The sequence below is a fragment of the Acidobacteriota bacterium genome (assembly GCA_003225175.1).
Lineage (GTDB): Bacteria > Acidobacteriota > Terriglobia > Terriglobales > Acidobacteriaceae > Gp1-AA112.
The window spans coordinates 104,881-117,917 of sequence record QIBA01000034.1 but is presented as its reverse complement, the minus strand read 5'-3'; the positions used below and the strand labels follow the sequence as shown (position 1 = coordinate 117,917).

Annotated in this window: 9 protein-coding genes and 1 pseudogene (1 of these 10 running past the window's edge); 2 read left to right on the top strand and 8 right to left on the bottom strand. The window is 51.9% G+C overall.

Annotation, left to right across the window (positions count from 1 at the left end):
* Positions 1–568, top strand: a pseudogene (locus DMG62_05770) (hypothetical protein); it begins 86 nt to the left of the window's first position.
* A gap of 262 nt (positions 569–830) precedes the next feature.
* Here the strand turns inward: DMG62_05770 and DMG62_05765 are convergent.
* The 8 genes from DMG62_05765 to DMG62_05730 form a co-directional block, all read right to left on the bottom strand.
* The gene (locus DMG62_05765; GenBank protein PYY23954.1) at positions 831–2,930 is read right to left on the bottom strand and encodes a hypothetical protein; all 2,100 of its coding nucleotides are present in this window, start codon (positions 2,928–2,930) and stop codon (positions 831–833) included.
* A gap of 281 nt (positions 2,931–3,211) precedes the next feature.
* Positions 3,212–3,409: a hypothetical protein gene (locus DMG62_05760; GenBank protein PYY23953.1), complete on the bottom strand. Its 198-nt coding sequence runs from the start codon at positions 3,407–3,409 to the stop codon at positions 3,212–3,214.
* Positions 3,410–3,589: 180 nt separating this feature from the next.
* Positions 3,590–3,964, bottom strand: a complete 375-nt coding sequence (locus DMG62_05755; GenBank protein ID PYY23952.1) for a hypothetical protein — start codon at positions 3,962–3,964, stop codon at positions 3,590–3,592.
* 210 nt (positions 3,965–4,174) lie between these two features.
* A complete protein-coding gene (locus DMG62_05750; protein PYY23951.1) occupies positions 4,175–4,933 on the bottom strand; it encodes a hypothetical protein in 759 nt (252 codons plus the stop codon).
* Positions 4,930–5,181: a hypothetical protein gene (locus tag DMG62_05745; GenBank protein ID PYY23950.1), complete on the bottom strand. Its 252-nt coding sequence runs from the start codon at positions 5,179–5,181 to the stop codon at positions 4,930–4,932. Before DMG62_05745 ends, DMG62_05750 begins: the two co-directional genes overlap by 4 nt.
* Before the next feature lie 13 nt (positions 5,182–5,194).
* Complete coding sequence (locus DMG62_05740) at positions 5,195–6,406, bottom strand: hypothetical protein (GenBank protein PYY23949.1); 1,212 nt, start codon at positions 6,404–6,406, stop codon at positions 5,195–5,197.
* Positions 6,385–10,440, bottom strand: coding sequence for a hypothetical protein (locus tag DMG62_05735; GenBank protein ID PYY23948.1), 4,056 nt, complete (start codon positions 10,438–10,440; stop codon positions 6,385–6,387). The genes DMG62_05740 and DMG62_05735 overlap by 22 nt, the downstream gene beginning before the upstream one ends.
* Positions 10,441–10,458: 18 nt before the next feature.
* Entirely contained in the window at positions 10,459–11,211 is a 753-nt protein-coding gene (locus DMG62_05730; protein PYY23947.1) for a hypothetical protein, read from the bottom strand.
* A 436-nt stretch (positions 11,212–11,647) separates the two neighbouring features.
* Here DMG62_05730 and DMG62_05725 point away from each other — a divergent pair, with 436 nt between their 5' ends.
* Positions 11,648–12,718: a hypothetical protein gene (locus tag DMG62_05725; GenBank protein PYY23946.1), complete on the top strand. Its 1,071-nt coding sequence runs from the start codon at positions 11,648–11,650 to the stop codon at positions 12,716–12,718.
* Positions 12,719–13,037: the final 319 nt, after the last annotated feature.

Here is a 13,037-nt window from a genome sequence, read left to right as displayed (position 1 = left end):
GTTAGTGGACAAGAGCACCTGTTTCGCGACTAGCGCCCATATATATCTCCTAATGCACATCAATTCGGGAAAATTCACCGCTTCTAAGGGTGAAAAAGCTAAAAAATCTTGCCTTAGAAAAATCTACCTGCTTTTCAGGGCACTGGCGCCTGCGGCATCCAGCAGCTTTTCATGGGTCCTCGCTACTCTGCTAATGGGCGCCGAGTCGACAAAAATGGTCGCCCCTCGCAGTATTTTTTCTCTGGGTTTGCACGTCAGAAAGGTGCGTCGTTCCGCCACTGCGATACAGCTCTTATCTCTACTAATGCCCATGCCTTCGGCAAAAGTTAGCGCTTGCCAAAACAATTTGGCGGCGATTCTCGAAAGAGATTCGCCGCCTACTCACGACTGCTGCGCGAAACATGCTCAGCTCGGCCTCAGTCCCGGAGTCGAGTTTGCTCCAGACAGCAAACTTACCGCCCACGAGCTTGGCGCGTTCGTGCATGCCGGGCAAACCGTAACGTACAGCGCGTCTGTCTCTACCAAGGATTTTCGGGTCAATGCCTTTGCTGTTGTCGCGGACGCGTAAGCGGAACTGCCGCTAGTCATAGCGGATTTCCAACTCGATGCGCTGCGCATGTGCATGGCGGAATGCGTTGCGCAGCTGCCTCGCAGCCTAAGCGCTAGACTTTGTCGCAGACAACCCGAGCCAGGTTTCGCAGCGGGCCCTCAACGTGCACGCGAAAGTCAGCCCGGTTCCCGTCGGACTTGATTTGCAGCGAGTTCTTCTCGGAGCACGCTGAGCGACCGACAGCCACGATGTATTTGAAATCAACTCAAGTGAGCGCTGATTAATTGACGGGATTCTGGCTGGAGTTCTTAGCAGGCTTCGGGCGAGACAAGAATGAGACTGCCGTTTGAGTCCTTTGGACATCGTCGCTGTGTTTCCAGCTCAGGGAAGATCCGCGATCTGCGATACCGGCCAATACAATCGGCAACTTTCCTGTCGGCTGAATGTCACCAAAAATCGCTTTGACAGCACTGAGTTCGGAATTGGGAGAAAGGGAATACGTACATAAGTACGTCTGAATTTCCGGGAAACTTTCGATGACGTAGGGATTACCAATAGCGACCACCGCGATCTTCTCAGAAGCGACCGACATCAAGATATGCATGAGGGCTTCAGAAGGTCCAAGCAGTCCGAAGGAGGTGACGGCCACTCCATTCAACACTCGTTCTCTGATTGCTGTGTGCGAGGTCGCAGTGGCGATGATGACCTTATTAGCGTTCTGGACCGCGCTTATCAAACTCGAGCTAATGCCCTTCGCATTCGTCTGGTCAATCAGAAATACCTGGGCCGCGGGGATCCGCTGCTTGACTGCGGCAGCAAAGGCATCGCCTGAGTCGCTCGATAAACTGCTCTTAAAAACAACAAAGACCGGAGCACCGGCACCATTATGCTCCGCACTGTGCACTTCTGTTTCATTCAAAGGCAAAACCCTTCCGCTATCTCTGACGAGGGTCATGGCGCGGTCGGCAACTTCTTGAGCGAAGCGGTCGGCGCCTGCGGCGTTCATCGTAGGGTCGATGCCATCGAGATTCACGATTCGATGTTTATCCAATCCCAATGATTCTTTAGCTTGCAAAATCTTGAGTACGGATTCATCGATTCGCTTTTCAGGGATCTCGCCGGATCGAACCGCATTCACGATCGCATGGAAAGCGGCGTCCAGATCTTCTGGAAGTGCTATCACATCGTTCCCCGCTTTCACGGCATCTACCGCAGCGCAGGCTGTCGGACTTTGACACCGCGAAGCATACAACTGCATTAGTCCACGCATTTCAAGCGCGTCCGTGATCACCAAGCCATTAAATCCCAATTTGGTCTTTAGAGTACCGTTGATCACCGTTGCTGAAGTTGTAGCCACGTGAAGCGGATCAGGATCTAGAGCAGGGACTCTCGCATGCTCGATGAGAACTGCATCGACTCCAGCTCGAATCGCCTGCCTGAAGGGTTCGAACTCGACACGTTGAAGGTTTTGAAGATCGCCGGTGATCGTGGGAATGCCTTTATGGGAATCCGAAGATGCGCCGCCATGACCCGGAAAGTGTTTTGCAGTTACCATGAGCCCGCCTGCATGGGCTCCATCGACAAAGGCGGCCACGAAGGCCCCCACTGCCTTCGGATCGTCGCCGAAGGAGCGGTCATTGATGATCGGGTTGAGAGGATTGGTATTCACATCCGCGACCGGAGCAAATGCCCATTGAAAGCCGAGCGCACGGGCTTCTGTCGCAGTCATTTTGCCAAGATCATAGGCCGCCTGGGTGTTTGCAGTGGCACCGAAAGCCATGGGAAATGGGAATCCAGGAACTCCTACCAGGCGAGAGGCTAAGCCGCGCTCGAAGTCAGCCCCAATGAGCAGTGGAAGTTTAGAGTCAGTCTGAATCTGGTTGGCTACCCGGGCGGCCTGAATTGGCGAGATCCGTACCAGATTCGCTCCGCGCATATGAAGTCCCAATGCAAGAGATCCGACGTGATATTGCTGGATTTCACTGCGCAGCTGCTTGTAGTCGGCCGCTTCGAAGTTGTCGTAGTCAGCGAAGTAGCGCACTTGCAACATCTGGCCGACTTTTTCTTCAAGCGATAGGGTCCGCATCGTTTGCACAGCCCACGATGTTGGTTCTGCGCTTCTGTTCCGTTTTGAAGATTCTTCTTCACCTATTCCAAAGACGGCTAACAAGCAAGTAGTTAACGCCAAGAAAATTACTTGGCTCCGGAAAGTGTGCCGGAATGTAGATGGGAATCTCGAGTGCTTGTGATCGCTGGCGGAAGGAGCCAGCCTCTGCTTATAGAGAGCGCCAAATTTCGTAATCATGGTTTCATTGATTTCGTAGGAAGGACTTGAGGAAGTCACAAATGAATTACATCGCGAGCAAAGCATTGCCTGCATCAGGGAATATGCTGAGTCGAGTGTTCGATGATGCCTAGGGTTGCAGAATATATGTTCTAATCCGAGAGGATTACATCCTTCCTAGTCATGTCGTTCGCAGTTTGCAGGTTCGCGCGTGTTAAGGTTTCAGGATTAAGGGCCCTGAATTTTCGGGTAAGCGTTGCTGAACTATGCTAGACGGCACAACCGCGCGCTTTTGCTTCGCGCCACATGCGATCTCGGAGCTCTTGCAAGCAGCAGAATTCCGGAATCGGTGGGCGAACCATCAAATCGACTTGCCTTCAAGTTGTTTTGGTTCCGCCGAGTTGAACAATCTCCAGAATGAGAGAGTCGGCCCTCGACGAATAAACCGCAGCAGAATGATCCAAAATATCTGTTAGCGGCTGGGCTTCTTGCCATTGATGAAGTCTTTCCACCGTAAAACGGCCGATCACACCGTCTAGCTGCAAAGCCGACAATATCTGGGTTCCGTTCTGCATAGAAAGGAATAGTTAGGGTTTTAAGGATACGCGAGCGCCATGCTTTCAATCGACTGTTGAAGAGTATCCGCTGCCTTCGACATTGGATAGGGTGTAACGGTCAGGAGAAAAATGTGGTCGTGGGTTTCCGCAACATATCCGAAAACTTTGCTTTGGCTTTTTGGATTCAGTGCCGTCAGCCTATAAGCCGGAGCTTTGCCAAGCCCGATTCTTGCTCGTTAGGTACTCCTTGGGGAGTTTCCACCCGGCCAAGAAAATTGTGCCAATAGGTCGTGTCCCTGGAACTGAAATGAAAGCAATATCGATGTCTTCGTTGCAAAATGGACCCTTACAATTTGGATCAGCCGGGCGGGGCGGCGACGGTGTCAGCCCGAATCTGCTTTGCATTTCGGGCGTGAAGAATTCCCAATGCTCCGGTAAATTGATTCTCATCCCCAACACTGGATTCGTATAGATGTGATCGCCTGAAAGTGCTCCTTTTCCCACATCGCTGCTGTGCATAGCGAGGGTGACTCCAGAAATGAACATCACCAATGAGACCGTCATTCCTACCATACTGTGCAATTTGATGCGCCTGGGCTGGGGATCGGCGTCTCCCCTGAGGTCTATTCAGCGCAAATTTGTCTCTCGGCCAATATCAATGCGTTATGGCACGAATGACATGGTGTCGTAAGGCAGCTGCCAGTGGCGATGCAAGCTGTGTTCATCATCAAGGTCAAAGTGTTCTGAGATTTTTACCTGGAGTGGTGGGCGACGCAAGCCCTGCTACGCACAATGAGGCTTTTCCGTGTTGGTCGAAGCTGAGCGCTTAAGGAGAAACAAGAGTTTCCCTTGAATCTTTCCGGCCAATTCGTGTTCTCCACATCTCAGAAATAGCTGTTTAGCTTGCTCATAGCTCTTAATTGCCTCCAGCAGTTCCCCCAAAGTTTCAGACGCAGAGGCGAGAGATGACATCACCACCGCGCGAACGCGGTCCGATATAGGACTTTCTGCAAAGAGTTCCCTCGCCTTGTTGAGGGAAGTCTTTGCCTCGTGCGGCATGTTAAGGTGCAGCTGGATAAATCCGATCGACGAGAGTTGCTGAACCTGCATCTCAAGGTTGCGGCAGTGCTCATAATGTGAGAATGCCCGCATATAATAATCAAGTGAACCGCGAAGCTCGCCGCTGCGATACAGCACTGTCGCTATAGCGGAGGTCAAGCGTGCAAGGAGCGAAGGATCCTCGAGAGATCTAGCCAAGCCGTAGGCTTCTTGATAATCGGCAACGGCTTCATTCCATCTTTTTAGTTCGTCGTGGACTCGCCCAAGATTTTGCAATGCATTTACTTCGCCACGAATATCGTGCTCCTGCTTTCTAAGAACGAGTTCATCCCGGATAAGCTCGATGCACTTATTGAGATTACCGGCTTCGAACTCCTTGGAGACCATCCGGCTTATCGCATTTGCCTTCCTAATTGATTCGAGCATTTGGGCGCTTTCTTGCTTGTTGCTTCGGCTATTCTCGTTCCTGGCGAACTTAATCAACTCTCCTCCAAACAGATCTCATGCCAGACACCTGGAATACCTTTGAGTCTGTACAATTCGTCTCCACCGAAATAGAAGCCTACATTCGAGACTTTAGCCTTCCTTCCAGAATATCGCAGCTGGTCCGGTTGCAATGGATTGTGATACTTCCAGTTCTTCATGAATTCCAACAGAAATTCCTTATCTTTAACTCGCACCCTACTGCCAACCGGAAACTCGGCTACATTCGGTCCTTTCTTAGCTCCCATTTCGTTACCCCCATCAAAATGGAGTTGGCACGAAGGAACCCGGAGGGATCGGCACAGGATTGTAGAGTTGAAATTGTAGAGACCCCCCGCTGGTGACTGGGCCTCCCTCGGGAATGAACAGATTGGTCTGTGGTGTCTGAAATGTCACAGAAAAATCCCCCTTTCCTGGATTAATCTCCAACAAAGATTGAACATCCATCGGACTCGAACCGGGTGGAATTTGAGATGGTAATGTAACGTAAGACTCAGCATTGATTGCTCCTGACTCTTCTATCAGGGCAGCCGTTCCCTCAGTAGTGTAATGGGTAACAGTAACCATCGTACCGTCCGCGATCGGTGAGACAGCTGTGGTTGCCCCAGCCAAGCCTCCCATCATTCCAAGCCCAAGTCCTGCGACCCCCAATGTAGCGTAGCCAGCTGCATTGCCAGCACCGGCGGCATTAACCCAGGTGCTTCCACAATTGGGACAAGACGGACTGTTATGAAAGATATCAAGGGGAATCGGAGGATCATAAGATGGGGGGGGGCTTGACGATGTGCCACTGCGGGTAGTAGTTCCCCCACCAATAACTTGGCCGTTATAGATAATTGTAGTCGTGGTTGATTCTGTTGGTTGCGGCCCGGGATTTGGGCTGAAGAAATTGCCAACCGCGCCGCTGACAGAATTCCATACATTCGAGAAGAATCCTCCTATGGACCCCCAGAAGCCATGGCTGCCGCCATCGGAAGATGAAGTGTCGTCTCCGGTTGGATCCTCGTTTTCGATCGGATTGTCAAGGGCATAAACATACTTGTTCAGCGATTGAGGATTGGAGAGGTGACCTGACAGCCGATCAGGGCTTGTGAATCTAGCAAACTGGCTGCTCAGCATGCGAGCGTTGGCGTTCTCCAGACCCGACTCATCGTCATGTTCATATCCGGTGAACTTGTAGTGACTTGTTGTGAGCTGCGGATTGTATTCGTAACCAAACGGCAAGTACGTTGCTTGCCAAATTGGGTAGCCGTTGCCGGATGTCATCATCCTGGCAGAGCCCAGATGATCTCCGTGGTAATAAGCCGTGGTTAGAGCCGTATTGCTACCCTGCCCGGAGTAGATGTCGATTTGATGGCCGAGACCTGTCTCCCCGGAAGTTCCGGCAACCGAGCCGATCGGAGAGCTGGATTGCCCGGTGTAGAGGGATCTGACCGTGCCGTCAGAGCTCTCTAGAGCGATTTGCCCGTACATGATGATCCATGAGCTTGTGTCTGATCGTCGTTCAGGTAATAGCCATCCTGGTCCTTCACCGTCCAGCCAGAACTTGTACCGTCACCGAAGGAAAGAATCATTCCTCCCTTTGCACCCGTGAATTGATATTGCCAGAGGTAAAGTTTGTCACCTGAACGAATCGTGTAATTATTCAGAGCACCGGGGTTTCCCCAATAGAAGAAGGCATATTGACCGCTGGAGTTAGCGGTTCCATAGATGCGCAGATTCTGCCAGTAATCATCCGCACGAGCCAGGCGACGATTGCCCAAGAAGATGTAGTCAGACCAGCCCTTAGCCGGGTCATTCTCCGCGATAACATTGCCCCCGACGCGAATGTACTCCGTGTAAGTCGAACCGGTATCCTTGCGGACGCGCACGTTACCGTAATCATATGTATAAGTACCTACGCCCGCATTTACGGACGTTAACTGGTTGGCGGCATTGTAGGCGTATGTATTCATGCCGTCTGAAGTCAGGTTGCCGGCGGCATCATAGGAGAAGCCGCTATCGGCAATCTGATTCTTTGTATTCACGAGGACACTCAGGCCAGGAGCAGTGCCCGCAGTCACATTTTGCTGCAACAGATTGCCGTAGACGTCGTAAACGTAACCAAGTCCCCAATTGGTTTCGTTAGCTGTGGCCAATCGATTTAAAGGATCATATGTAAAAGATTGTGTCCGTGCGGAGCTCAGGTTATCCGCTACGCTCATCACATTGCCATCGTTGTTTCCAGACGCATCCAGGTAACTCAACGAGTGGCTCATGAAAGTTGTTGAAGCGGTTCCCAGCTGTTGGGAGATCATCTGAAGGCGATTGTTGTAGTTGTAAGTTTCGCTCAGTCCCGAGCCGCCATTCAGCGGTAATCCTTTCGCGGCTCCAGTCGGAGCGTAGGTTAGACCTGAGGCGTACGAATAATTTTGCCCCGAACCATGGATAGAAGTTTGGGTGACTGACGAGACTCTTCCCGCATTGGTATAGGCATATGTAATCTGCCGGGTACTCGGATAATTGATCGTAACCAGATTACCGCCCGGACTGTAGGTCAGAGTTGTCGTGAACGCCGCTATCCCGCAATTCGAAGGCAGACACTCTGTTTGACGCACAATGCGTCCAACTGTGTCGTAGCTGAAAATCCTCTCTGATCGGTTGCCGGCTACTGCTACATGGCTCAACCGACCCTTCGTATTACTAAGCGGGACAGTCCACAGTGAGCCCTGATCATATTCATAGGTCACAGTCGGAGTGCCATCGGAATAGCTTTTCTGTTTGATCCGATTCAAGGAATCGTATGCATATGTCGTCGTTATGCCACGCGCATCTGTCTGGCTGCACGGATTGCTGGGATTGCCGCTGCACAGGCTGCTGCCGCTGACGTAGGAAAATGTCGTCGTGCCGCTCTCCGGGATAATGGAAGACGTGACCCTGGAGAGACCGTCATAGACATACGTGCGGCTCTGGGCCTGTTGCGCGATAGCTTTGAGGTTATTCAAGCCGTCATACTTGTAACAGGTGGCTACATTGAGTATTCCTGAAGAGTTTGGCTCATCGACTTCGATTATCTTGCCGAAGCCGCTATACCACGTCAGTCTCTTTTTACCCGCCTCATCGCTCGACAGCACTGGATATCCAATGCCGTAAGTCCCGATGGAGCACAGCTGTGAAACCGAACCTGCAGCGGCTCCGTATGAAACGTTTACAGCGTTGTTATCAGGCCGAATGATTTGGGTGACACGGTCGAGACCGTCGTATATAGAAGTTGTTGTCCCATAAGTCGACTCCGTGGTGCTTCGGTAGGGGTTTGATACTGCTCCAGCACGACCGTTTACGTCGTAGCTCGTGTCTGTCGAGGTAGTCCCCTCGGGATCGCTCACGAGAGAACTGCGGATCTTGCGGGCAACACCGTCAAAAATGGTTTGGTCGTGGCGGCAACTGGTGCAAGCGGTTGACGGTGTTGCATCATTGATGCCAGTGTACGTGTCAGTCTGCGTGGCGGAGGTATAGGAAGTGTCGACCCAACCCCCAGCGGAATCGGTGGTGATCGTCCGACGGTTAAGAGGGTCCAGATAGTGGGAATACGAAGTCGCTCCATTTTGGTCGGTGCTGAACGCGGCGCCACCATTCCCGAAATAGTATCCTGCCGTTTGCGCGCCAATTATGGGAAGCGTAGTCGTTGTGGGATAAGCGTTCGTCACTCCCGAGGGGGCGTAGCCGGGCGGTGGGTTAGCGCCCGTATCCGTATAGAAATTATCCGCATAGCTGTAGGTGGTGATATTGCCGGCCGAATCAGCGCTCTTGGTGACGTGTCCGGTTATGTCATACCAGTATTTCCACGTCAGGTAAGTGCTGCCCGCCACCCACTTCTGGACTGTGGTGACGTTCCCACGCGTGGATCGCGAGATGTCGAAAGCGCTGTCATGCTGAACAACGCCAGGTACATCTGACAATCCGGTGAGATCGTAGCGGTCGTAGGTATAGAGTGTCTGCGCAAGCTGTGTTCCTGCGCCGTTCTTCACAGTAACCGAAGTGGGAAGGTTCAGCATGTTCTTGGACAGGTGAGCGTCGTCACTCACATAGGTGATGTCCGTCTCTCGGTCTGGAGTGGTGCCTGGCGTACCTGTATAGAGGTTCCAATCCTTCACCGCGGTCACAAGCGTGTTCCAGGTAGCGTTATAGGAATATTCGGTTTTCTTTGTGACCGTACCCGTGCTGCTGTTCAGGCTGGTCGTGTGCCGTGACTTCGTGACATATGCAGCGCCGTTGCATCCTGTGCACGTCTTGGAAAGATCGTAATCGTTGGTGACCGTAGCAAGTTGCGCTCCGGAGTGGTCGTAATAGACCGCCTGACTGTTCCAGGCGCCCCCGTTCAGCGTGAAAGTGTATTGAATCGAATCGTTCGAGGGCTTGGTTACAACCACTTTCTGCTGACAATTCTGCGAGCCACCACTGCAGCTAGAGATCACGCTTGGTGTGTAGGACCAAGTGCCGCCGACAGTCGTACGGCTGCTGATCCAGCGGTTTTTTTGGCCGTAAGAATCGACAAAATTCGTGTAGCCGTAGGAGAGCAGCCCTCCTGTCGGCAGAGTCACGGTAGCAAGTTCACCGTAGCTGTCATAAGTAAATTGATAGCTAGTGCCGTTAGGAAGCTGAACCGAGGAGAGGACCTGGATGCTCCCCGAGTATTCCGTCACTCCAGATTGGCTAAACGCGGTGTTAACAGTGATGTTCGAGTAATTCAGCGTGTAGCGATTCGTCGTATTTTGTGATGAGAGCACGTCAAGGAACGTTTGATTGCCAACGACAGTCGTTGTAACTGGAACACGATTCAGAGTATCAATGGCGTCTCCATTGCCCTTCTGGGTGACGTAGTTTCCATTGTTATCGCGCGGCACGTCATAAAGCTGATTGCCGGTGGTGTTAATAACGTATGCCTGGGTGAAATTCGACACCCACATGTGGTATCCGGAAGCGTCACTGGCAAACGCATCATTCGAGGAAACGTCGGCGGAGCAGCCGCTCTTGGTCTCTACCGGGAAAGGAATCTTTGTTCCGTCAGGTGACGTCCACACGAAATTGGTGTAGTCCGTATAGGTGCCTGATTGTCCATTCGTGCAGTTGTAAACGTTGGCGTCGTAGGTTACCGTGCCGGACTTGCGAACGTGCACAAATCTCCATCCGGAATTGGAGTTCATTGGCTGCCAAACCTGCGAAGTCCCGTTGTCGACCGGCATCCACATCCTGCTGTCATAGACCAGCTTTTCGCCGAGGACGATGTTGCCCCGCTGTGGTGGCGAAGCGATTGGAATCTCCAAATGCAGGTTGCCGTTCGAGACGTTGACAAAGCCGAGTTCGACGGGAAGCGAAGTCGTGAATGTCGGCGCCCCGGTGCCATTGACGTAGTCTTGCGCCAAGGTTGATTTAGCGCCAAGCAGGAGAATTCCGAGGGACAGAAGAAGCCGGAAAAATGATTTTGAACGCAGAATTAGCATGACGATACTCTTCATAGGGTGATTCATTTTGGTATTCGATCCGGATTACTGCAGTTGGAAATCGCTATCGGAAAGACCGGTGTCAAACTTGATGTCGGTGATCTGTAATGACCATACTTTTTGGCCGCCGACGTATTCGGAAACGCTGAACGGCACCATGATTCCATTGACCGGGCGGTAGTCCCCAAAGTAGACCGAGTGTGCGACATCTACTGTCATGGAACGCGTGGGATGTGTCTGATCGTGAATACCCACCAGCAGATGTGTACTCGGTTCAAAGTAAAAGTCAGCATCCATCAAACGATTGCCAGAGCCATCAGGGTCCTTTTGAAACAGATTCTTGTGCACTCCGAGATGTTCGAAGCTTGAGTTCTCTATGCTCGACGTGCCTCCGTAAGTCAAGGAAGCAGTGTTGTCGATGCTGAGGGACTGCAAGCGGGCAGCAGGAAAAATCAGATTTCCGAGCGTGATCGCATTATGAAAAGGAATTGATGTGATCTTGCCGTTGGTATCGCGCAAGCTGCCAGAGCCCGCATTCACTGCCCACGAGCGTGTGCCGTTAGCAAGTACAGAGTCAAAGCGCAGTTCGTTAAGGCCTTTTCCGCGGACAGTTGCGCTGCCCTTCTCTTCTGTGCCAGCCCAGTAATAGGTGATATCGCCGGTTGCAGTGAAGTCCTGCACGGCCAGGCTTTGAACACCCCCCATGGCGGCCGCTGCACTGGCAACTAAAGCCGCCGCCTTGGGGTCAGTCACCTGGCTAGGAGCGCTCGTTCCACTTGGCTGAGCCGGAGCAGCCACAGATACAGGCGCCTGAGCAGCTGGTATCCCGATGCCTGAAGACGTTGTGGGCTGAGTTTGAGCAGCGGAGTGAGCCGCAAGGAGGCAAGTGCAAATGAGAAAGGGCAGATAAGGTTTCATGTCTTTGGAAAAATGTTTCTTAGTAAGGACCTGGTCAGAGTAGAGGCTGGACTCGGCGCAAGTAATAGGGAAAAAGCCCCAACTGTCTTGCTAAGCGCTCTTAGTACCATTTGAGGAATACGTAATCATCCCGAAAAGGGAAAGCGCATTAACAGTTTCTGATAAAATTGTCAAATGTGAGTCTCTGGATTAAGGGCTTATCGAAGAGAATTACGAAATTTTCAGCCACCACCGTCAGATCATCGCCGGATTCGCGAAGAGTATCCTCTGCGCTCTAATGGATCTGTATCCACCTTGAAATCCACGAAGGACCATAATGAGACAGATTAATTCGTTTGCAATTCTCTGTTTGTTGACTGTCAGCATTCACATTTCGGCGTTCGCCCAGAGTTATCAGTCAAATTTGACCGCCACCGGCAATTACGTTGCAGGGCAGCAGCTTCCTGACGGCGCGATTCTCTACACCACTGATCAGATAGATCCTTATTTCGGAAACCTTGCGGCAATCGGATGGCTCAAGGACAACTCAACGAACCGGATTCCTGCGGTCGAAGCATGGATGTCCTGGTACATCAATCACTTTAACTGGCCCGACTACAGCGGCATCTACGGCACCGTATACAACTACAACGTAAGCAACGGAATAGAAACTCCCACGCAGAGCTACGATTCCGCGGATGCTTATGCCGCCACTTTCCTCACATTGGCAGAATCGCTTTGGAATACCGGTGACGCAGGCGCGCAGGCCTATTTGAAGAACATTGGTTGGTATGACTTCAATGTGGTCGGTAACGTAGTCACGAATCTGCAGCAAAGCGACGGCCTCGTCGTGGCAAAGCCTGACTACGCGATCAAATACACCATGGATAATGCGGAGGACTATCGAGGATTATCTGATCTTGCGGCTCTCGCGTTGCAGGCATTCGACGATTCCGGCTCGCAAAATTGGTACAACGTTCACGCGTCCGATATCCAAACCGGCATGCAGACGTATCTGAGGGTTCCCGGTGGAAACGTTTATTACGCGTATCTCGGTGCATCGTCTCCGGATTTAACGAAGTGGTATCCGGACACTGTTGCTCAGCTGTGGCCGATCAACAATGGGGTCATCGCACCTGCGAGCGGTCAGGCCAAAAGCATCTATTCGCAGTTCAAGACCGCCTGGCCTACCTGGTATGACCTGTCGTTCAATTCACAGGATTCCTTCCCATGGTGTGCGGTTTCATATGCTGCCTTGCTTGAAGGAGATCGAGCAGGAGTCAACAAATATATTGTGACCATGCAGAACAAGTACGTGAATGTAAATCCTTCCTTTCCATGGCCATTTTATTCGGGGGAAGCCGGCTGGTTTATGCGTACGAATGCAGCACTGGGTAATTTGCCATAACAGCGTCTCAATCCCGTCCCTTCATCCGGACGGGATTTGCTTTTTACTCAGCTCTCTGCCGCAACAGCACACCAAGCACTTTGAGGTTTTCAAGTGTGATACGAGCCACCGAGGCTAGCGCTGGATCTGGAAAACAGATGAAGAAGCGCTACCTTCAAATTTCTTGGGGAAAGACTTTCGCACCGAAGGCCGCATGTATCTAGCGGCCAGAATCGCGGACAAAGACGCGACCACCGCAAAAGTCACGAAAACTTCAGGCGATGTCGTTGACGAGAAAAGTTCTAAAATCGTCCTCTAGGGCCGACCATTCTTTCTCTCG